The organism is Mycobacterium sp. E2733, assembly GCF_001667585.1.
Taxonomy (GTDB): domain Bacteria; phylum Actinomycetota; class Actinomycetes; order Mycobacteriales; family Mycobacteriaceae; genus Mycobacterium.
Genome location: NZ_LZJZ01000020.1, coordinates 97,676 through 117,328, shown reverse-complemented (window position 1 = coordinate 117,328; position 19,653 = coordinate 97,676). Strand labels below are relative to the sequence as shown.

General features: G+C 66.1%; 19 protein-coding genes and 1 pseudogene. 10 read left to right on the top strand and 10 right to left on the bottom strand.

What is annotated here, in order from left to right:
* Nucleotides 1–8 precede the first annotated feature (8 nt).
* The 7 genes from A5678_RS03725 to A5678_RS03695 all read left to right on the top strand — a co-directional run bounded on the left by A5678_RS03725 (nucleotide 9) and on the right by A5678_RS03695 (nucleotide 5,532).
* Nucleotides 9–1,301 carry an aromatic ring-hydroxylating dioxygenase subunit alpha gene (locus A5678_RS03725; RefSeq protein ID WP_068038553.1) on the top strand — a complete coding sequence of 431 codons (1,293 nt, stop codon included), beginning with the start codon at nucleotides 9–11 and terminating at the stop codon, nucleotides 1,299–1,301.
* On the top strand, nucleotides 1,282–1,608 hold the full coding sequence (locus A5678_RS03720) for a hypothetical protein (protein WP_068038550.1): 327 nt from the start codon (nucleotides 1,282–1,284) through the stop codon (nucleotides 1,606–1,608). The genes A5678_RS03725 and A5678_RS03720 overlap by 20 nt, the downstream gene beginning before the upstream one ends.
* Before the next feature lie 3 nt (nucleotides 1,609–1,611).
* A complete protein-coding gene (locus A5678_RS03715) occupies nucleotides 1,612–2,856 on the top strand; it encodes an amidohydrolase family protein (RefSeq protein ID WP_068038547.1) in 1,245 nt (414 codons plus the stop codon).
* Nucleotides 2,828–3,262, top strand: a complete 435-nt coding sequence (locus tag A5678_RS03710; protein WP_068038544.1) for a nuclear transport factor 2 family protein — start codon at nucleotides 2,828–2,830, stop codon at nucleotides 3,260–3,262. Before A5678_RS03715 ends, A5678_RS03710 begins: the two co-directional genes overlap by 29 nt.
* Nucleotides 3,259–4,356, top strand: coding sequence for an acyl-CoA dehydrogenase family protein (locus A5678_RS03705; protein WP_068038542.1), 1,098 nt, complete (start codon nucleotides 3,259–3,261; stop codon nucleotides 4,354–4,356). Before A5678_RS03710 ends, A5678_RS03705 begins: the two co-directional genes overlap by 4 nt.
* A gap of 60 nt (nucleotides 4,357–4,416) precedes the next feature.
* Nucleotides 4,417–5,175 carry an acyl-CoA dehydrogenase family protein gene (locus A5678_RS03700; RefSeq protein ID WP_082945375.1) on the top strand — a complete coding sequence of 253 codons (759 nt, stop codon included), beginning with the start codon at nucleotides 4,417–4,419 and terminating at the stop codon, nucleotides 5,173–5,175.
* A 93-nt stretch (nucleotides 5,176–5,268) separates the two neighbouring features.
* Nucleotides 5,269–5,532 carry a DUF4190 domain-containing protein gene (locus A5678_RS03695; RefSeq protein ID WP_068038538.1) on the top strand — a complete coding sequence of 88 codons (264 nt, stop codon included), beginning with the start codon at nucleotides 5,269–5,271 and terminating at the stop codon, nucleotides 5,530–5,532.
* On the opposite strand, the gene A5678_RS03690 is transcribed toward A5678_RS03695, so the two are convergent.
* A complete protein-coding gene (locus A5678_RS03690) occupies nucleotides 5,529–6,704 on the bottom strand; it encodes an acyl-CoA dehydrogenase family protein (protein ID WP_068038834.1) in 1,176 nt (391 codons plus the stop codon). The two genes, A5678_RS03695 and A5678_RS03690, sit on opposite strands and share 4 nt — an antisense overlap.
* 242 nt (nucleotides 6,705–6,946) lie before the next feature.
* Between A5678_RS03690 and A5678_RS03685 the strand changes: the two genes are divergently transcribed.
* From A5678_RS03685 to A5678_RS03675, 3 genes are all read left to right on the top strand, one after another.
* Nucleotides 6,947–7,597 (top strand): TetR/AcrR family transcriptional regulator, encoded by a 651-nt coding sequence (locus A5678_RS03685; RefSeq protein ID WP_068038535.1) that lies wholly within the window; start codon nucleotides 6,947–6,949, stop codon nucleotides 7,595–7,597.
* Nucleotides 7,598–7,835: 238 nt separating this feature from the next.
* The gene (locus A5678_RS03680) at nucleotides 7,836–8,684 is read left to right on the top strand and encodes a mycofactocin-coupled SDR family oxidoreductase (RefSeq protein ID WP_068038532.1); all 849 of its coding nucleotides are present in this window, start codon (nucleotides 7,836–7,838) and stop codon (nucleotides 8,682–8,684) included.
* 19 nt (nucleotides 8,685–8,703) lie between these two features.
* The gene (locus tag A5678_RS03675) at nucleotides 8,704–9,534 is read left to right on the top strand and encodes an SDR family NAD(P)-dependent oxidoreductase (RefSeq protein WP_156746749.1); all 831 of its coding nucleotides are present in this window, start codon (nucleotides 8,704–8,706) and stop codon (nucleotides 9,532–9,534) included.
* Here A5678_RS03675 and A5678_RS03670 read toward each other — a convergent pair.
* The 9 genes and pseudogenes from A5678_RS03670 to A5678_RS03630 form a co-directional block, all read right to left on the bottom strand.
* Nucleotides 9,531–10,340 (bottom strand): SDR family NAD(P)-dependent oxidoreductase, encoded by an 810-nt coding sequence (locus tag A5678_RS03670; RefSeq protein WP_068038527.1) that lies wholly within the window; start codon nucleotides 10,338–10,340, stop codon nucleotides 9,531–9,533. The two genes, A5678_RS03675 and A5678_RS03670, sit on opposite strands and share 4 nt — an antisense overlap.
* A 6-nt stretch (nucleotides 10,341–10,346) precedes the next feature.
* Nucleotides 10,347–12,764 (bottom strand): CaiB/BaiF CoA-transferase family protein, encoded by a 2,418-nt coding sequence (locus A5678_RS03665; RefSeq protein ID WP_231983568.1) that lies wholly within the window; start codon nucleotides 12,762–12,764, stop codon nucleotides 10,347–10,349.
* Nucleotides 12,764–13,751, bottom strand: a pseudogene (locus tag A5678_RS03660) (enoyl-CoA hydratase/isomerase family protein). Before A5678_RS03660 ends, A5678_RS03665 begins: the two are co-directional and overlap by 1 nt.
* Nucleotides 13,752–13,753: 2 nt before the next feature.
* Nucleotides 13,754–14,872 (bottom strand): Xaa-Pro peptidase family protein, encoded by a 1,119-nt coding sequence (locus tag A5678_RS03655; protein ID WP_068038524.1) that lies wholly within the window; start codon nucleotides 14,870–14,872, stop codon nucleotides 13,754–13,756.
* Nucleotides 14,862–16,112, bottom strand: coding sequence for a Xaa-Pro peptidase family protein (locus tag A5678_RS03650; RefSeq protein WP_068038521.1), 1,251 nt, complete (start codon nucleotides 16,110–16,112; stop codon nucleotides 14,862–14,864). The genes A5678_RS03655 and A5678_RS03650 overlap by 11 nt, the downstream gene beginning before the upstream one ends.
* A gap of 13 nt (nucleotides 16,113–16,125) precedes the next feature.
* Nucleotides 16,126–17,187, bottom strand: a complete 1,062-nt coding sequence (locus A5678_RS03645) for an amidohydrolase family protein (protein ID WP_197502024.1) — start codon at nucleotides 17,185–17,187, stop codon at nucleotides 16,126–16,128.
* A 160-nt stretch (nucleotides 17,188–17,347) separates the two neighbouring features.
* Nucleotides 17,348–18,595: a cytochrome P450 gene (locus A5678_RS03640; RefSeq protein ID WP_068038515.1), complete on the bottom strand. Its 1,248-nt coding sequence runs from the start codon at nucleotides 18,593–18,595 to the stop codon at nucleotides 17,348–17,350.
* 1 nt (nucleotide 18,596) lies between these two features.
* On the bottom strand, nucleotides 18,597–18,791 hold the full coding sequence (locus A5678_RS03635; protein ID WP_068038826.1) for a ferredoxin: 195 nt from the start codon (nucleotides 18,789–18,791) through the stop codon (nucleotides 18,597–18,599).
* An 11-nt stretch (nucleotides 18,792–18,802) separates the two neighbouring features.
* Nucleotides 18,803–19,468, bottom strand: coding sequence for a TetR/AcrR family transcriptional regulator (locus A5678_RS03630; protein ID WP_068038513.1), 666 nt, complete (start codon nucleotides 19,466–19,468; stop codon nucleotides 18,803–18,805).
* Nucleotides 19,469–19,653: the final 185 nt, after the last annotated feature.

Genomic DNA, 19,653 nt, shown 5'->3' with positions numbered 1-19,653 from the left:
GTAGAAAGGTGCCCCACTTCCCCAAGCCAGCGGCAGGCAGCTGGACAGAAAACTACCCCGAACTCGGGACGGCGCCTGTCGATTACACCGACTCGATCGATCCGGCGTTCTTCGACGCCGAGCGCGAGGCGGTCTTCAGGAGGACCTGGCTCAACGTCGGCCGGGTCGAGCGGCTCCCCCGTACCGGCAGCTACTTCACCAGAGAACTGCCGGCGGCGGGCAAGGGCACGTCGGTGATCATCACCAAGACCAAGGACGGGACGGTCAAGGCGTACCACAACGTCTGTCGCCATCGCGGGAACAAGTTGGTGTGGAACGACTTTCCCAATGAGGAGACCTCTGGGACCTGCCGGCAGTTCACCTGCAAGTACCACGCCTGGCGCTACAGCCTCGACGGTGACCTGACCTTCGTCCAACAGGAAGAAGAATTCTTCGACCTGGACAAGAGCAACTTCGGCCTGGCACCCGTCCGCTGCGAGGTATGGGAGGGCTTCATCTTCATCAACTTCGACAACAACGCGGCGCCGCTGGTCGACTACCTCGGGCCGCTGGCCAAGAGTATCGAGGGCTACCCCTTCGGCGAATTGACGGAGACCTACTCCTACCGGGCCGAGGTTGGCAGCAACTGGAAACTGTTCATCGACGCGTTCGTCGAGTTCTACCACGCGCCGATCCTGCACCAGGGGCAGTACACGAAAGAAGAAGCCGCCAAGATCCAAAAGTTCGGCTATGAAGCGCTGCACTACGAAGTGGCCGGCCCGCATAGCCTGCAGTCGACCTGGGGTGGTCAGGCGCCGCCGCCGGACATGTCCATGGTCAAGCCGATGGACCAGGTGCTGCGCAGCGGATTGTTCGGTCCCTGGGACAAGCCGGAGATCATCGAGAAGCTGGAGCTGCCTCCAGGTGTCAACGTGAAGCGGGTGCCGCAGTGGGGCATCGACTCGTGGCTCTTCTACCCCAACTTCATGCTGTTGATCTGGGAGCCGGGCTGGTTCCTGACCTACCACTACTGGCCGACCGCCGTGGACAAGCACATCTTCGAGTGCACGCTGTATTTCGTCCCGCCACGTAATGCACGGGAACGCCTTGCCCAGGAGTTGGCCGCCGTAACCTTCAAGGAGTATGCGCTACAAGACGCCAACACGCTGGAGGCGACCCAGACCATGATCGGCACCCGGGCCGTCAAAGAATTCCTGCTGTGCGATCAGGAGGTCTTGATACGCCATCTGCACAAGACGACCGGCGACTATGTAGCTAATTGGGCGAAGGAGTACCAGGGCAATGGCAAAGTTTCCGTCTGAATTCGCGGACCTGGAGCCGTATTTGGATTGGGACCTGGCGACCGAGCCGGAGCGCTACGCCAAGCGGCTGGCCTCGACGATGGCCGAGATGCAGGCGTTCTACGACGTCGCGTTCCCGCGCCTCAACGATGTCATCGAGTACTGCGACAAGTACCCGTTGGACGATCTGCCCGACGACGCAAGGACTCTCATGCACATCATGCAGTCGCTCGTCATGGTGTCTTTTCCGATCGAGGCGTGGAAGCAGGCCCGGGTGCCCGACAGCGGGGCGGCCTGGGTCGAATGCATCCGGGAGCCGGTGATCTAACCAGTGTTGACCCTCAAGGCCGCCGGGCTGCTCGACGTCGACGCCGGCAAGATCGTCTCCCCCGGCGTTGTGCGGATCGAGGGCGACCGGATCGTCGGCGTCGGGGGCTCGGGCCAAGAGGGCCCAGGAGACTCGGTCATCGACCTCGGCGACCAGATCCTGTTGCCCGGGCTGATGGACATGGAGGTCAACCTCCTGATGGGTGGCCGCGGCGAAAAGCCCGGCCTGTCCCAGGTTCAGGATGACCCGCCGACTCGCGTGCTCCGCGCGGTCGGCAACGCCCGGCGCACGCTGCGCGCCGGATTCACCACCGTGCGCAACCTCGGCCTGTTCGTCAAGACCGGCGGCTACCTGTTGGACGTCGCGTTGGGGAAGGCCATCGACGCCGGCTGGATCGACGGTCCGCGCGTGGTGCCGGCCGGGCACGCCATCACGCCCACCGGCGGCCACCTGGATCCGACGATGTTCGCGGCGTTCGCGCCGCACGCGCTGGAGCTGACCGTCGAAGAGGGGATCGCCAACGGCATCGACGAGATCCGCAAGGCGGTGCGCTACCAGATCAAGCACGGCGCGGAGCTGATCAAGGTCTGCTGTTCGGGCGGGGTGATGTCACTGACCGGCCCGCCTGGCGCGCAACACTATTCGGATGAGGAGCTGTGCGCGATTGTCGACGAGGCCCACCGGCGTGGGCTGCGCGTCGCCGCGCACACGCACGGCGCCGACGCGGTCAAGCATGCCGTCGCGGCCGGCATCGACTGCATCGAGCACGGCTTTCTGATCGACGACGAAGCGATCGCGTCGCTGGTAAAGCACGGCACCTTTCTGGTGAGCACCCGGCGCCTGGCTGATGGCGACGCGATGGACGTGTCGCACGCTCCGCCAGAGTTGCAGGCCAAGGCGGCCGAGATGTTCCCCAAAGCGCGGACCTCCATACTGGCCGCCTACCAGGCCGGTGTGAAGATCGCGGTCGGCACCGACGCACCCGCGATCCCGCACGGACGCAACGCCGACGAGTTGGTCACCCTCGTCAATTGGGGGCTGCCGCCGTTGGCGGTGCTGCGGGCGGCGACGGTGACCGCGGCCGAGCTGATCAACTCGACGGACCGGGGGCGGCTCGTGGCGGGGCAACTCGCCGACATCATCGCGGTGCCGGGAAACCCATTGGAAGACATAACCGTTACCCAGAACGTCAGCTTTGTCATGAAAGGCGGCAAGGTCTATGTCGACAAATCAGCCAACCAGAACTGACGATCTCGTCGAGATTCAGCAGTTGCTTGCCCGCTACGCCGTCACGATCACCCAGGAAGACATCGACGGGCTGATCGGCGTCTTCACACCGGACGGAACCTACAGCGCTTTCGGCTCCACCTACAAGTTGGACAGGTTCCCCGAATTGGTCGCCGCGGCGCCAAAGGGGTTGTTCCTCACCGGAACTGCGCTGATCGAAAACATCAGCGGCGATTCGGCCAGCGGCACCCAGCCGTTGTGCTTCATCGACCACGCCACCCATGACATGCGGATCGGCTACTACCGCGACACCTACTCCCGCACCGCCGGCGGGTGGCGGCTGAAAACCCGTGCCATGACGTTCATTCGCCGCAGCGGCGTGCACGACTCCGGGCGCCCGCACGCCGTCGGCCGTCCCACGCCGTGAATGTTGCGGAGTTCCGGGCGGGTTTGCGCTCGTGGCTCGACGACAATGACTTGACCCCAGGGCCCGACCACTCGCTGCAGGGCCATATGCGGCAGTTCGCCCGGATCAGCCGCGCGCTCTACGACGCCGATTGGATGCGCTACGGCTGGCCCACCGAGGTCGGCGGATTGGGTGGTCCCGCGGTGCTGCGCGCGATCGTCGGCGAAGAGGTGGTCGGTCGCCGTCTCGCGGAGCCCGGACCCTATTCGATGCTCGAGGTGCTCGCGCCCACGATGATCGATTACGCCCCGGCGGAGCTCGCCGCCGAGATGGTGCCGCGGCTGCTGAGCGGCGAAGAGCAATGGTGTCAAGGCTTTTCCGAGCCGGGATCGGGCAGCGACCTGGCCTCGTTGACCACCCGCGCCACGCCCGACGGCGACAACTGGATCGTCAACGGGCAGAAGGTGTGGACCAGCTTCGCACAGTTCTCGACGCGGTGCGTCCTGCTCACTCGCACCGCACCGGGACACGACGGAATCACCGCCTTCTTCGTCGACCTCGACACCCCGGGCATCACCATCCGGCCGCTACGGACGATGCATGGGGTCGACGAATTCTGCGAGGTCTACTACGACGACGTGGTGATCCCGGGGAGCCGGATGCTCGGCCGGCCGGGAGACGGTTGGCGACTCGCCATGGACCTGCTCCCCTATGAGCGGTCCACCTGCTTCTGGCAGCGAATCGCTTACCTCTACTCCCGCTTCGACGAACTCATCGAGCAGGCTTCCGGCGCCGGCGAAGCGAACGAATCCGCTTTGGGCGCAGCCTATCTGGCGCTACACACGCTACGCTGCCGATCCCGTGATACCCAGCACCGGCTGCGCGACGGGGCACGCCTGGGACCGGACACGTCCATCGACAAGGTGCTGCTCGCCGGCGCCGAGCAGCGGCTCTACGACACCGTCCGCGACCTGCTGCCCGGCGCGCTCGAGCTGGACGACACACCGTGGCGCGCGGAATACCTGTACTCGCGCGCGGCGACCATCTACGGCGGCACCGCGGAGATCCAGCGCAACATCATCGCCCGCCGGCTACTCGACCTCGGGAAGGAGTGATCCGTGGAGTCGACGGATCCCGAGTCGCTACGCCTGCTGGAAGGTTCGTTGCGGACGACGATGACGGCCGCATCGGGGGTCAAGCTCGACGCGGCGCTGGCCGACCTGGGCTGGCGCGACATGCTGGACGAAATGCCCGGCATCGCCGCGCCGTTGGTGTTCCGGCTGCTCGGCGAGACGGGTTCGCATGCCCCGGTGCTCAACGACGTGGTGTTACGCGAGAGCGGGTCCGCGCCCGGAGGCACCGTACCGCTGCCGTTCGCCGGCGGTTCCTGGGTGATCTGGGAGCGGGGCGACGATGCGGGGTCGGCGATCGACGCGTCGCTGCCGATACACCGTGTGCTGCAAGGGGATTACCCGCCGCCGGCCGCGCTGCAGGCAGGGCGGCGGGCATTGGGTTGGTGGTTGGTCGGCGCCGCCCGGGCCATGCTGGCGCTGGCGCGCCAGCATGCCCTCGACCGTGTCCAGTTCGGGCGGCACATCAGTTCGTTCCAGGCACCGCGGCACCGGCTGGCCGAGACGCTCGTTGCGATCGAGGGTGCCGAGGCGGCGCTGCACGTCGCCGGGCAATCGGACGATCACGACGGCCTGGCCTCCCTGCTGGCGAAGGCCGCGGCCGGCCAGGCCGCGCTGACCGCCGCCCGACACTGCCAGCAGGTGCTCGGCGGGATCGGCTTCACCGCCGAGCACCCGCTGCACCACCACGTCAAACGATCGCTGGTCCTGGACGGCCTGCTCGGCAGCGCACGGGAGCTTACCCGGGAAGCCGGAAAAGTCTTGGTGGATAAGCGGTTTGCGCCGCGGCTTGCCGAACTCTAGCCGGGCACCCACGACCCGAGCGTCACAAGCGCCACCGGGGGACGGGCGCGCCTGCGCGTAGACTCCTTCTGGCCACCAGGAGGATCGCACGCGATGAGTCAACCCGAGCAACCCCGCAACGAAATGGGCGTCGCTTCGCTGCTCGTGGGGCTGGTCGCGCTCCTGACGTGCTGGATGCTGATCGGGGTGCCCTTCGGTGTAGCGGCGGTGATCACGGGCGATATCGCACGCAGACGCGCACAGCGGGGCGAAGCGAACAATCCCCGAATCGCACTGGCGGGCATGGCATTGGGGGTCGTATCAATCGCGGCCGGGCTCGTCGTGATCGGGTACTACGCCTGGCTGGACGCCCGCTAATTCCGGGGCAACCCCAGCACGCGCTCGGCGATGATGTTCCGTTGGATTTCCGACGTGCCGCCCGCTATCGTCGCCGCGAAGGTGCGCGCGTACCGGTCGAACCAACTGCGGTAATGGCTGTCGAGGTTCAGCGGGGCGAACGGGGCGGTCACAGCGCGGTACACCAGCCCGTCCCCGCGCGCGGCATCCAGCGCGTCCTCGGACGCCCGTTGCAGGGCTTCGGAACCCAGCAGCTTGAGCACCGATTGGGCGGGTACGTCCTCTTCCCCGCGAGCCGCCCGCGATAGCGCCGCGGACCCCAGGAGCCGCAGCGCATGGGCGTCCATCACCAGGGTGGCGTAGCGATCCCGCTCCAGCGCACTCGAGGGGCGATAATCGATGCTCAGTTCGTGCAGCAGGTCGACGTATCCCATCCACAGCATGACGCGTTCGTGCCCCAGCGAACCGGTGGCCACCCGCCATCCCCCGTTGAGCTCGCCCACCAGATTCTCGGCCGGCACCCGCGCGTCCGTGAAAAACACCTCGTTGAAGTCGACTTCCTCGCTGTCGCACATCGACGCGAACGGGCGTCGCACCACACCCGGTGTATCCGTCGGGATCAGCAACACGCTGATGCCCTTGTGCTTCGGCGCCTTTGGATCGGTACGCACGAAGGTCAGCAGCACGTCGGCGTCGTGGGCGCCCGACGTCCACACCTTCTGCCCATTGACGACGAAGTGATCACCATCAAGCACCGCACGTGTTTTCATCGACGCGAGGTCGGAGCCGGCCCCGGGTTCACTCATCCCCAGCGCCGCGGTGATCTGGGCCCGCAGAATCGGCACCGCCCAATTCTGCTGTTGTTCGGGTGTTCCGAAGGTCAGCAGCGAGGCCGCAATGATGCCCACGCCTTGCGGGTTGAAACTTTGGTAGATGCGCCGCCGGCCCAGCTCTTCCAAGTAGACGTATTGCTGCAACAGCGTGGCGTTGCGTCCGCCGAACTCCGGGGGATTGCCGGGAAGCAGCCATCCGCTGTCGAACAGCAGCCGTTGCCAGCGCCGCGCCCATTCCGGCACATGCGAGCTGGACCGGGGCCGCTCGAACGCCTCGGCGTCGGTGGGCAGATGCGCGTCCAGAAAGGCGATGAATTCGGAACGGAACGCCTCCACGTCAACGTCAAAGGTGAGCTGCACGCGACTCCCCGGAACGGTTGTGAGCACTGCCGGATGGCGGTAGATCACCATTTCCGCCGACCGCGCGGTTCGCTCTTATGATTACGCTTCCATACACACGTCTAAGAGAATAGTATTCTCATGACGAGAAAGTTACAATCTCCAACACATGATCCGTGAGGGGGTCGAGCGCAGCGATGTCACGGCGTTCTCCGGTACAGTCCAATCATGTTCTCCCCTCGCGGCAATCAGCTGAGCCGGCCGTGACCAGCCCGAGCGAGGAGCCCGCCTGGAAGCAGCGCGCCGTCGAGAGGTCGATCAAGACGGCCAAACTGCGGGCCGCGCAACGGGTGCAACGCTTCCTCGACGCGGCGCAGGCCATCATCATCGAGAAGGGCTCCACGGACTTTACCGTGCAGGAGGTCGTCGACCGCTCCCGCCAGTCGTTGCGCAGCTTCTACCTGCAATTCGACGGCAAGCACGAGCTGCTGTTGGCGCTGTTCGAGGACGCCCTGAGCCGGTCCGCCGACCAGATTCGCGCCGCAACGGAAAGCCAGACCGATCCGCTGGAGCGGCTGAAGGTCGCCGTGCAACTCCTGTACGAAGCCTCCCGCCCGGACCCAACTGCCAAACGGCCGCTGTTCACCGACTTCGCGCCGCGGTTGCTGGTTACTCATCCCGCCGAGGTCAAGGTTGCGCACGCCCCCCTGTTGGCTTTGCTCACCGAATTGATGGAAGCGGCATACGACGCCGGCAAACTGCGCGCGGGTGTCAATGCGAAGCGGATGGCCGCAATGACCATGCAGACGGTGATGTTCATCGCGCAATCCAGCGGCGGTTCCGACGACGCCACCATCCATCCCATAACCAGCGAAGAGGTATGGGATTTCTGCTCACGCGGCTTCGTCGGCTAGCGAGACCCGGGCCGCACCGCCAGGCCCCGCTCGACCTGTTCAAATACCGCACGCCATTTGCTGCTGAGAATCAGATTCTCTAATATTTAGAATCACAAATAGCCAAAACGGATTCGTCGTTGACACTCAAGAGTGGGTGGTGACAGAGTGCAAAGGCGGCGAGATGCGCGGGCCGGGGACGGGGTAACGGCCGTTTCGCGCTGAGACAGGCGATCACTAGTCAGGAGCTGAGGTAGCCATGACCGGACGTGTTGAGGGCAAAGTCGCTTTCGTCACCGGAGCGGCGCGCGGTCAGGGCCGCAGCCACGCGGTGCGGTTGGCCCAAGAGGGTGCCGACATCATCGCCATCGACATCTGCAAGCCCATCCGCGAGGGCGTGACGGACACCGCGATCCCGGCCTCCACCCCCGAGGATCTTGCCGAGACCGCGGACCTGGTCAAGGGGCACAACCGCAGGATCGTCACCGCGGAGGTCGACGTGCGCGACTACGAGGCGCTGAAAGCCGCCGTGGACAGCGGAGTCGAACAACTCGGCCGGCTCGACATCATCGTCGCCAACGCCGGGATCGGCAACGGCGGCGACACTCTGGACAAAACCAGCGAACAAGACTGGACCGAGATGATCGACATCAACCTGGCCGGGGTATGGAAAACCGTCAAAGCCGGTGTGCCGCATCTCCTGTCGGGCGGCCGGGGCGGTTCCATCATCCTGACCAGCTCGGTCGGCGGCCTGAAGGCCTACCCCCACACCGGTCACTATGTCGCCGCCAAACACGGTGTCGTCGGCTTGATGCGTGCCTTCGGGGTTGAGTTGGGACAGCACATGATTCGGGTCAACTCGGTACACCCCACCCATGTCAAGACGCCGATGCTGCACAATGAGGGCACCTTCAAGATGTTCCGTCCGGACCTGGAGAATCCCGGTCCAGACGACATGGCGCCGATCTGTCAGCTGTTCCACACCCTGCCGATTCCATGGGTGGAGCCGATCGACATCAGCAACGCCGTGTTGTTCTTCGCCTCCGACGAGTCCCGCTACATCACCGGAGTGACCCTGCCCATCGATGCGGGTAGCTGCCTTAAGTAGCATCCGGTCCGTGAATGGAATTGCCGGGTTTGAAGGTCGCGGAACGGTCGTCACGGGGGGTGCGAGTGGTATCGGTTTGGCGACGGCCACCGAATTCGCCCGCCGTGGGGCCCGCGTGGTGCTCTCCGACGTCGATCAGCCCGGCTTGGAGCAGGCGGTAAACCACCTGCGCGCCCAGGGATTCGACGCGCATGGCGTGGTATGCGACGTCCGGCATCTCGCCGAAATGGTCCACCTCGCGGAGCAATCTTTCCGCCTGCTCGGCCGCGTCGACGTCGTCTTCAGCAATGCGGGCATCGTGGTCGCGGGCCCGATCGCGCAGATGACCCACGACGACTGGCGCTGGGTCATCGATATCGACCTGTGGGGCAACGTCCACGCCGTCGAGGCCTTCCTGCCGAGGCTGCTCGAACAGGGCACGGGCGGACACCTCGCGTTCACCGCGTCCTTCGCCGGCCTGGTTCCCAACGCCGGTCTCGGGGCGTACGGCGTCGCCAAATACGGCGTGGTCGGCCTGGCCGAGACGCTCGCCCGCGAGGTAAAGGACAACGGCATCGGCGTTTCGGTGCTGTGCCCGATGGTCGTTGAGACCAAGCTGGTCTCCAATTCGGAACGGATCCGCGGTGCGGACTATGGGCTGTCGTCTTCGCCGAAGGCGGCGGACGGGACGCTACCGACTCAGGACGAGGGCGTCGGCGTGGAGGATGTCGCCCGGTTGACGGCCGATGCGATCCTGGCCAACCGCCTGTACGTGCTGCCGCACGAGGCCGCCCGTGCGTCGATCCGCCGCAGGTTCGAACGCATCGACCGCACCTTCTCAGACCAGGCCGCCGAGGGCTGGAGCCACTAGCCGGGCGGGCCGAGCCGGTACTCACCCGTTTTCGGGTCGTGATACCAACCGCTCGCCGCGTGCGTGCCGCCGTCGACGTGCAGCGTCTGCCCGGTCAGGTATGCCGACATGTTGGAAGCGAGAAAGACTGCGACGCTGGCAATTTCGTCGACATGGCCGGGACGCCCCAGCGGTACGACGTGGCCGGTCCGGGTCAGCGCCGCCTCGCCGCCGAGCTGCGCCAGCCCCTCGGTGAGGGTGATGTCGGGCGCGATCGCGTTGACGCGGATGCCGTGCGGCGCCAGTTCCAGCGCGGCGGTCTGGGTGTAGTTGATGACGCCCGCCTTGGCCGCCGCGTAGGCCGCGTAGCCCGGCGCGGCGCGCACCCCCTCGATCGATGTCACGGAGACGATGCTGCCGCCGATGCCCGCCGCCACCAGCTGCCTCGCGATTCGCTGGGTGCACAGCAGCACGTGACGCAGGTTGGCCCGGTAAAGGGCATCCCAACCGTTCTCACTGGTTTCCAGCAGCGGTGACGAAAATACCCCTCCGGCATTGTTGACCAGGATCGTCGGTGTGCCGAGTTCGGCGTTGGTGTGCTGCAGCGCGTCGTCCACCTGGCTGCTGTCCCGCACATCGGCCACGATGCCCAGGGCGCCGATGGATTCCGCGGCCTGAGCACAGTTTCGCGGGTCGCGCTCCCAGATCGCCACTCTCGCGCCGAAAGCGGTAAGACCGGCCGCGACGCCGCGCCCGATGCCGGCTCCCCCGCCGGTGACCACCGCCACGCGGCCGGTGAGCATCATGTCCGAGGGATCGATTGCCATCGTCGGTCACATCACCGGTACGCGGCCGATAACGCCGCCGGCTTCCAGGTCGGCGATTTCCGAGCCGCTCAACCCCAGCTCGGCCAGCAATTCATGGTTGTGCTGCCCGAGCAGCGGCGCGTGCTGCGTGTGAAACTTTCTCGGCCCGGCGGACAGCCTCATCGGCACGGTGCTGAGCCTAGCCGGGCCGTTCACCGGGTGGTCGACTTCCTCGAAGAAGCCGCGAAAGGCCAGCTGATCCAGCTCCGTCTGGCGGTGCGGTTGCATGACCTTGGCCACCGGAACCCCGGCGTCCCAAAGACTGGCGACGATCTCGTCGCGGGTGCGCCGCTCGCACCACGCGGCCAACCGTTCGTCGATGGCGTCCTCATGCTCTTGCCGGCCCCGTGCGGTGGCCAGCGCGGGATCCGTTGCCCACGAAGGCGACCCGATCGCGGTGCACAACCGCTTCCACTGCTCGTCGGTGCTGACCGCAATCGCGACCCAGCTGTCGGGCCGGCCGAACTCGTCGATGTCGGCGCTGCGGTAGAGATTTTGTGGCGTCGCCGTCGGTCCCCGATTACCCGCGCGTTCCAGCAACGCCCCGTACGCAGAATGTTCGATCACCTGCTCGGCGGCGATGCTGAGCGCGGCGTCCACCATCGCCGCTTCGACGAAGACACCGTGGCCGCTGCGGCGCCGGTGCTCCAGCGCCAGCAGCAGCGCATTCACGGCATGCACGCCCGCGTTTGGGTCGCCGATCGAGTACGGGTCATAGGGTGTGCGGTCGGGATATCCGGTCAGCCAGGTCAATCCGGACGCGGCCTCGATGACGTACGCGAAAGCCGGGTTGTCGCGCCAGGGACCCTCCAGTCCGAAGCCGGGCATCCGCACCATCACGATGTCCGGCTTGATCGCTTGGACCGCGGCAAAATCCAGGCCCATCTGGTCGAGCACGCGTGGGGTGAAATTTTCCACCACCACGTCGCAGGTCGCGATGAGCCGGCGCAGGAGATCCCGGCCGCGCGGGCTTTGCAGGTCCAGCGTGAGGTCCTTCTTGTTGGTGTTCAGCGCCGCAAAGATCGGTGACTTCTCCCACCATTGGTCCTCGGTGACGGGCACGCCCGCGATCAGCCGGGTCCCGTCCGGGCGGCGGGTTGATTCCACGTGGATGACTTCCGCACCCAGCATCGCCAGCAGGTGGGTGCAGCAGGGGCCGGCCCAGAACGTGGTCATGTCCAGCACGCGAATCCCACTCAAAGGCAGCCGATTCCCGTCCCCGGTGGGCACGGGGCGGGTTGTCAGGTCGGAGGTCCGGTAGTGCGCAGTGTGCTCACCGAGCCGGGGCGCGGCTTGCGGCCGGCGGAGCCGCGCGGGCATCATCCGGTAGGGATGGCCCGGCTGTCGGAATCGGCCGCACGGGTTTTCAACGAACGAACCGCGCTCGCGGAACTGGTCGAGCGATGCGATGTTGGCGCCGTTGGCAACCGGGGCGTTGGGGATCCGGAACGCGGTTGCGAGTTCCCGTATCTCGTCGACCGTGTTGCTTTCGAACCATGCGTAGATTTCGTCGGCATTGAGGTTGGCTCGCTCGGTGATCGTCAGTGACGAGTCCTCGTCGATCCATTCGGGGTGGCCGACCATCGCGCACAAGTCGAACCACTGCTGCGCGGTCCCGCAGCCGACGTCCACCAGTCCGTCCTTGGCGCGCGCCACTCCCGGCACGGTGACCCGGCGCGCGTCCCGCCAGGGCCGCCCGAGCATCTCGAAATAGGTGACGGGATAGTAGGTCAGCGAAAGGATCTGCGTTTCCAGCATCGACAGGTCGATGAGTTCACCAGGGCCGTCGCCGCCGTGGCCGTAGCGTGATGCCAGCATGGCCGCGCTCGCGTAGGCCCCGGCCAGGTACTCGCCGACTTGCCCGCCCACGAACACCGGTGCGCGGTCCGCCTCGCCACGGCCGAGGCCGACGATCCCGCCAGACCATGCCTGCAGCGTGAATTCGGTGGCCGCCCGATCGTGCCAGGGCCCCTCCAGCCCGAACGGCGTGATCGACATGACGGTGAGGTGCGGGTGGCGGCGGTGCATGACCGCGGGCGCGAAGTCGGTGCGCTCCGCGACTTTCGAGCCGGCGGACCACACCACGGCATCCGCGGCCGCCAGCAGCCTGTCGACCAGCTCGACGTCGACGTCGAGTCCGGGATCCGCGACGACGCTGCGTTTTGACCCGGCCAGAAAACTGAACAACGCCCCGTCGTCGCCGGGCGGTATGACGGCGCCCGAGGCGGACCAGGTACGCAGTGGATCGCCTTCGGGCGGCTCGACTTTGACGATGTCCGCTCCGCCATCGGCCAGTAATTTGGTGCAGTAGGCACCCGCTATTCCGGTGGACAGCTCGACCACGGTGTAGCCGGCCAGCGGTGGTTCGATGGTGGACTCCGCCACTACCGCTTCCGCTTTCGATTCGGCTCCTTCTTGGCGCGCGCGCTCTTGCGTGCCTTCTTGCTCAGGCGCCATTCCGTGGGGAACTTGTCGTCGTTGTCTTTCACCGCTCCGCCCAGGCCCCGATCGATGGCGTCACCGAGCATGAAGTCGTCACCGTCGGGTCGGACCACGCCGCCCATCGACTCGAAGAACCCGCTGAGCATGCTGCCCATGTACTCGCCCTGAAACTGTTTCATGATCTCGAAGAAGACCTTCTGCATGAACACCGTGTCGGTGGGGCGATTGCGCGCGCAGGCCAGCGCGTACCTCTCCACCTCCGCTTCCAGCTGGTCCCTGGGGACCACCCTGTTGAGGAAGTTGCAGTCGTACATCTCCGTGGCGGTGAAAGCCCTTCCGGTGAAAACCATTTCCTGGAATTGGATTCCCATCGTCTGCGCCCACCACCACATTCGGGGCCCCCAGCCGTAATAGCGGAAGGAAGGATGCCCGAACAGCGCGTCGTCGCTGGAGATCACCAGATCGGCGTCGGCCCGCCTGGTAGAAATGCCAGCCGCAGCAGTAGCCCTTGGCCTCGAGGATGCTGATCTTCTTGAAGTCCTGCAGGCCCCTTATTCCCGAGTTCGGGTTGGCGTACCACTGGCCCAGGGTGGCGCCCCGCCGAAACGAACCATCGGGCGGAAAGCTGACTTCGTCGTCTATTCGGTACTCGGCGAGTTGGTCCTTCTGGTCCGCCGAGCTCTGTGCCGCCATCTCCTCGACGAGATCCGCACCCGACCCGAGATCGTCGCCGGACCCGCGGATCACCAACACCTTGACCTCGTTGTCGATGGAGGCGCGGTGTAGCAGGTCGGCGTAGCGCAACCGGGCGGCGATCGTGGGCGCATTGAGTTGCCCCGGTCGGTCGAACGTGATGGTGGCGATGCGGGTCTCGGCGTCCTTGTGGTACCTCACGATCTCCTCCGCCGGAGGTTTGGGCTTGCCGGCCATGGCTATTCGCGCCAGAACGGGCTGCCGGTCAGCACCTCAGGGCCGGTGGCGGTGATCAATACGGCCTCCCGGCCGAAGACCGCGCCGATTCCCTGTTCCCAGACGTAGCCCGTTACGGCGAGCACCATGCCCGGCTCCAACAGCTCCCCGGCCGCGGTCGCCGGCAGCTGCATGGAGACCACCGGTGGGTCGAAGCCCATGCCCAGCCCGCGGGCCACCGGCATGGGCGGGTACGCCTCCCCCGCGGCCGCATAGGCGGCCAGCAATTCGCTTGCGGCGGCGCCCGGCCGGCACGCGGCGAACAGTCTGTCCCACAGGCCATCCCAGCGTCGATACAGGGCAGCCGCGCCGCGGACCGCGCCCACGGGCCAGGTGCGCCCCACCTCACCGACGTACCCACCGGCCAGCACGCCGGCCGCGAACGCCACCAGGTCGCCGTCCTTGACCCGGCCGTCACCGTTCACGCGCCGCCACGGATGATCGGGTGACGTCACCCATGCGACATCTTGGTTCGACGGCGTGCTAACGCCACCGGCCGCGACTGCCTCCAGCAGTACCCCGGCCAGCGCCTGTTCGGTTACCCCGGGCCGTAGTTCGGAGACGGCGGCGGCCAAACCCGACTCGGCGACCGAGATCGCCTCCCGCAACGAGACCACTTCTTCGGCCGTCTTGATGCGCCGGGCGGCGCGCATCGCCAGTTCGCCGTCCACGAGTTCCGCATGGGGAAACGCCGTCGGCAGCAGTTGTGCGAAAACCGGTGATATCGCGTCGGTTCCGACGCGCCGGGCGGCGGCTGCCCCGTCGATGCGCTGCAGCGCCGACATGATGTTCATCGGGTTCCACGAGATGCCATACAGGTTCTCGTGGGGGATGTCGTCGGGAACGCCCTCGTCCCAGGTGCTGAGCAGGTGGATCGCCCCGGTTGCGCGCACCAGCACGCACGTCGGGCCGAACGGCCGGGTGCCGGCGACCCACAACTGCGGGGCGCCGGTGACGTAGCGGACGTTGGCTTGGCGGCCGAGGACCAGGACGTCGAGGTCGTGCGCCGCCATCTGATCCAGCACCCGCCGGCGGCGGCCCGAGCGCAGTGCGCGGTCGTCGGGGCAAACTTCAACTGACATGGGAGCCATAGGGGTCATAGGGGTAGTCGGTCAATCGGATCCAGCCCTCCTCGGTGATTACCAGGACCTCTTCGCTGCGGTAACCGCCGGTGCCGTCTTCCCACACCACGGGCTCCAACACCAGCACCATGCCGGGTCGGAGCACGAAGTTTTCGTCGAATTCCTGACCGAGATCCGTTCCGATCATCGGCATTTCGGCCGCGTTCACGCCGATGCCGTGGCCCAGGTAGAAGTGCGGCAGCCACGGCTTGCTGCCACGGTTGGCGTTGATGGCGGCCCGGCCCAGATCCGCCGCCGTTGCGCCGGCCTTGGCGACGCCCAGGACGGCGGACATGATCTCGAACCATTTGTCGAACTGCGCCTGCTGGCGCGGCGAGGGGTCCCGGCCGACGATCCACGTTCGCCCGAAGTCCGAACAATAACCGAGGTAGGTGATGCTGACGTCGGTCCACAGCACGTCGCCTTCGGCCAGTTCGCGCTCGGTGCTCAGCAGGGGCAACGCCAGGTCGCCGTGCGTGGTCCAAACTCCGGCGGCCTTGCTCGGCGGCATCACCTGCCAGATCGGTTCGAGCATGCTGGCCGTGGCACCCAATTCGAATGCCCGTCGCAAAAAACTTGCGGAAAGGTCGATTTGGCGGATTCCCGGGGCCAGCCGCTTCTGGACCTCGACCATCGCCTCGTCGGTGATCCGGATGGCGGTGCGCATGCAGGACAATTCGTCCGGTGTCTTGACCGCCTTCGCGGCGCTGACGATGGCCGCCGCATCGACGGGCGCACCGCCCGGAAACAGCGACTTCGCGGCGCGCGACATGGCGCCGGTGCACTCGTCGACCGCGATCACCGCCTGGGCCGGAATCAAGTCGGCCAGCAGACGCGCGAAGTCCGCTACACCCTCGTCGAACTCGAGATATACCGGGCCGTGCACGTGGTCGGTGGGCAGGTCCGACTCCGACGCGGCGCCCTCGCGGAACGGCAGGAACAAGTGCGGCGACTCATCTCCGGCGAGCACCACGGCCACCGGCCGCTCCACATAGGACAAGCCTGCATCCCCCAGCGGCCAACTGGTTCCGGTGGCATAGACCACCGCGCTGTTGCCCAGCAGGATCAGCGCGTCGACCCCGCGTTCGGCCATCGCCGAGCGCAGCCGCGTCCCGGTCTCGCGGCGCATGCGGCCCAGGTCGGGCGTCTCGGGGATCACCAGGCTACTGGTGTGTGCGCCCGCGTGCGCGAACGTCGTCATCGGCCCCCCGTCCCTACAGGCCCAGGAACTTGGTGACGTTGCCGCTCACGATTTTCACGGCGTCCGCGGGTCCGACGGCATCGACCACGGCGGCCAGCGACTTCTCCGAATAGCCGTAAGTGCTTTCGTTGTGCGGGTAGTCGCTGGACCACATGACCTTGTCCACGCCGATCCTGTCGATCAGCTGCAACCCGAGCGGGTCGACCATGAACGACGCGCTCATGTGGTTGTCCCAGTAGTACCGCACGTCGTGCTGCAAGGGGCGATTGAACATGTGCTGATACGAGGCCACCAGGTGCTCGGCGTCCTGCAGGGCCCACGGAACCCAGGCGATGCCGCCTTCGAACCAACCGATCCGCAGGCCCGGGTGATCGTCGAGGATGCCGCCAAAGATGTACTTGGAGAAGGTCTCCCGGAAGCCGTCGATATTGATCATCATCCCGACGACGACGCTGTTGAACTCCGTCGGGCTCTTCGGCGGCGTTTCCCCGATGTGGTGCGTGATCGGAAGACCGGCGGCTTCGATCTCGTCCCAAACCGGCCTCATGGAAGTGCTGGAGTAGTCGATCGGGTTGCCGTCGTCGCCCTTGCCGGGATTCAGCGGCATCAGGAAGGTCTTGAGCCCCAACGACTTCAGTTCTTCCAGCGTCTTGCGCGTGCCCCGAGGGTCCCACCAGTTGATCAGGCCCGCGCCGTAGAAGTGGCCGTTGGAGCGCTCCTGCAGTTCGGCGATGTACTCGTTGTAGATGCGGAACGCCAGCTCACGCAGATCCTTGTCCGGGTAGTGGAAGAGCGCCAAAATCGCGTTCGGGAAGGCCAACTCCTTGTCGACCCCGTCATCGTGCAGTTCCTGGATGCGGGCCTCGATGTTGGTGCTCGCGGCGCCGGGCAGGTCGTCGTACTGCATCAGCACCGCGCTGAAGTCACCCGGCAGGAACGACTGCCCCTTGCGGCCGACCTGGTAGGCGCCGTCCTCGTACCAGATTCGCGGCGCCTTGTCCTTGAGGTCGTCCGGAAAGCGTTGATAGAAAATGTCGTCCGCCAAAGAGATGTGGTTGTCCGCGGAGAAAACCACGGTTCCCGCCGGCAGGCCGACGTCCGCGCCCGAGGCGTGGCCGCGCCGGTCCTTCGGGGCGCCGAATCCTTCGGGTGGGTAGAGCGAAACTGTGCTGGTGTGAGTCGTCATCGTTGACCCTCCATTCGGATCGGCATTTTTCAGAGTAGTGACCTGGGGGCTACCAGGTCACCGGAAGTTCGTAGACGCCGTAGGCGAGCCGGTCGTCTTTGAGGGGCACGTCCTCGACCGGGATCGCCAGTTCCAGCGTGGGTATGCGGCGAAAGAGGGTGCGGTAGACGATCTGCAGCTCGGCGCGGGCGAGCTGCTGCCCCACGCACTGATGCCGCCCGTAGCCGAAGGCGACGTTGCGGTCGGCTCCCGAGCGGTGCAGGTAGAGCCGGTCGGGTTCGGCGAAGGCGTGCGGGTCCCAGTTGGCCGGCGCCAAGTCGATGATGATGCCCTCGCCGGCGCGGATCGTCTCCCCGGCGATATGGATGTCCTCGAGCGCGACGCGGCGCTGGCCGTTCTGAATGATGCTGAGGTAGCGCAGCAATTCCTCGACCGCGCTGGCGACGACCTTGGGATCGTCGGCATCACGGAGGACTGCCAACTGGTCCGGGTTCACCAGCAGCGCGAGCACCCCGAGTCCGATCATGTTCGAGGTCGTCTCGTGCCCGGCGATCAGCAGCCCGGTGCCCAGCTGGGCGGCCTCTTTCACGCTGAGTTCGCCGGCCTTCACCCGCTCGGCGAGATCGGAAACCGCGTCTTCCGCCGGGTGCTCCATCTTGGCCTCGACCAGTTGCGCGAGGTACTTGTTCAGGCTCATGGCGCCTTTGACGGTGTCTTCACCCGTCGCGTAACGCGCGAGCCCGACGTTGGCGTGGTGCTGGAACATGTCGGCGTCTTCGTACGGAACTCCGAGCAGCTGGCTGATGACCAGGGACGGGACGGGCAGTGCCAACGCGGTGACCACGTCGGCGGGCCGCGGCCCGGCCAGCATCGCGTCTATGTGGTCGTCGGTGATCCGCTGGATGGTCGGACGCAATCCCTCAACGCGCTTGAACGTGAAGGGTTTCGACAACATGCGCCGAAATCGGGTGTGCTCTTCCCCGTCGGCGGTGAAGACCGACCGCGGACGCTTGTGCACGGTGGACAATATGCCGGCATTCCAGTGCGGAAACCCGGGCAGCCGGTCGTCGACACTGACCCGCGAGTCCGAGAACAGCTCCCGCACTTGCTCGTAGCCGGTGACGAGCCACGGGGTGCTGCCGTCCCAGATGCGGACCCGGGACAGCGGTCGCGCTTCGGCCAGCGCCATGACGCCCGGCGGCGGGGCGAACGGGCAGCCCGCCTGCCTCGGCATCGGATAATTCGGTATTTCGGGGACCGCCTGAGCGGTAGAAGTGTTCGTCAGCGTTTCCGACATGTCATTCCTCGATGTGAATGGCCTGCGCGGGGCACGCCGCGGCCGCCCGCCGTGCGCCGTCGGCCTGTTCGGGCGATGGATTGGGGTTGAGCAGGACAACGACACCGTCGTCGTCGCGCTGGTCGAACACCTCGGGGGCGTTCATCACGCAGTTTCCCGACGAAGCGCAGACGTCTTGGTCGACAGTCACTTTCATCTGAAGAACCTTCACTCGTACGGCGTCACGGGCGCCAGCCACAGGCCTACGATCGCGTCGATGAGACCGGATGCGGCCGCCCGCCAGGATCGCTGGGGTGGCGAGGCGCCCGCGGCCAGCGCGCGTTCGCGATCGGCGCAGGTGTGCATCAACAGGTTGCGGGCCATGATGTTTCGCTCGAAGTGCACTTCGGTGGGCAGGTCGGGCAGACAGCGGTTGATGCCCCCGACGACCTGAACCAGGGACAGCGAGCTGAGGGCACCCTTGACGATGATGTTGTAGTAGGCGGGATCGGTCATGGCCTGCGCCGCGAAACGCGCATACCAGGTGGGATTGCCGAGCTCCTCGAGATGATCGGTGAGCGGGCGCACCAGGCACGCCACCCAGTCCCTCATCTCGGTGGAACCACCCGATTCGAGTAGCTCGCCGACCATCTGCTCGCGCAGCTGCTCGACGGGCCCACGGTGCTTCTGTTCGATCGCGCGCACCAGGTCGGCCTTGGTGCCGAAGTGGTAACCCACCGCGGCGTTGTTCCCCTGACCGGCGGCCTCGCTCACCTGCCGGTTCGACACCGCGAACATGCCGTGTTCGGCGTACAACCGCTCGGCCGCAACCAGGATCGCTTCCTGGGTGGAGCTGGCCCGCTCCGTGCGAACGGTCCGACCGATGGTGGTCACCCGGCTAGTCAACCTCGACCCAACGATTAAGTCAAGCGATTGATTTAATTTTGCGGCGGGTGATCGGTGACACTCGTTTCGTGCCAGATAGCGGCCAATGGGTGACAAAGGTCCCTCGCCCCCAGCCGCCCCGGTAGGTCACGATGGCTTCTTGCGCGGCGGCAACGTGGCGGTGTCAGGACGGT

Coding starts and splice junctions, on each gene's coding strand:
- A5678_RS03720 (WP_068038550.1), top strand. CDS start 1,282: ATGGCAAAGTTTCCGTCTGAATTCGCGGACCTGGAGCCGTATTTGGAT.
- A5678_RS03710 (WP_068038544.1), top strand. CDS start 2,828: ATGTCGACAAATCAGCCAACCAGAACTGACGATCTCGTCGAGATTCAG.
- A5678_RS03700 (WP_082945375.1), top strand. CDS start 4,417: ATGACGGCCGCATCGGGGGTCAAGCTCGACGCGGCGCTGGCCGACCTG.
- A5678_RS03695 (WP_068038538.1), top strand. CDS start 5,269: ATGAGTCAACCCGAGCAACCCCGCAACGAAATGGGCGTCGCTTCGCTG.
- A5678_RS03680 (WP_068038532.1), top strand. CDS start 7,836: ATGACCGGACGTGTTGAGGGCAAAGTCGCTTTCGTCACCGGAGCGGCG.
- A5678_RS03670 (WP_068038527.1), bottom strand. CDS start 10,340: ATGGCAATCGATCCCTCGGACATGATGCTCACCGGCCGCGTGGCGGTG.
- A5678_RS03655 (WP_068038524.1), bottom strand. CDS start 14,872: ATGTCAGTTGAAGTTTGCCCCGACGACCGCGCACTGCGCTCGGGCCGC.
- A5678_RS03650 (WP_068038521.1), bottom strand. CDS start 16,112: ATGACGACGTTCGCGCACGCGGGCGCACACACCAGTAGCCTGGTGATC.
- A5678_RS03640 (WP_068038515.1), bottom strand. CDS start 18,595: ATGTCGGAAACGCTGACGAACACTTCTACCGCTCAGGCGGTCCCCGAA.
- A5678_RS03635 (WP_068038826.1), bottom strand. CDS start 18,791: ATGAAAGTGACTGTCGACCAAGACGTCTGCGCTTCGTCGGGAAACTGC.